1 protein-coding gene is annotated in these 480 nt (G+C 69.0%); it reads right to left on the bottom strand.

Going from position 1 to position 480, the window contains the following annotated elements; translation table 11 throughout:
• Positions 1 to 44: 44 nt before the first annotated feature.
• On the bottom strand, positions 45 to 480 hold a 436-nt coding region (locus tag EN879_RS38460; protein WP_127274836.1), incomplete at its 5' end, for an ATP-binding cassette domain-containing protein.

The raw sequence follows: 480 nt of genomic DNA, 5'->3' as shown, positions 1-480 counted from the left end.
GGGCGAGAGGAGAACGGCGAGCCTCAACGTCCGGGACAGCGGCATCAGGCCGTCACCTTGACCGGCGCCGGTGCCTCGATCCGGCCCGAGTGCATCGAAACCTGGCGCGAACAGCGTGCCGCGAGCGCCGGATCATGCGTCACCAGCACCAGCGTCATGCCGCGCTCGGCCGCCTTCGCAAACAGGAGGTCGGCGACCTGCCGCCCGGTCGCCTGGTCCAGATTGCCGGTCGGCTCGTCGGCGATCAGGATGCGCGGCGACGGCGCCAATGCGCGGGCGATCGCCACGCGCTGCTGCTCGCCGCCCGACAATTCGCCGGGATAGTGGGTGACGCGGTCGCTGAGGCCAACCGCCGCCAGCTCGCGCGCCGCCACCGCGAACGGATCGGAATGGCCGGCCAGTTCCAGCGGCACCGCGACATTTTCGAGCGCCGTCATGTTGGGAATGAGATGGAAGGACTGGAACACGATGCCAATGTTT

Origin of the sequence: Mesorhizobium sp. M7A.F.Ca.AU.002.02.1.1, assembly GCF_003998535.1 — a bacterium.
GTDB classification, from domain to species: domain Bacteria; phylum Pseudomonadota; class Alphaproteobacteria; order Rhizobiales; family Rhizobiaceae; genus Mesorhizobium; species Mesorhizobium ciceri.
The sequence above is the reverse complement of the archived record's forward strand: the minus strand, read 5'-3'. Positions and strand labels throughout refer to the sequence as shown.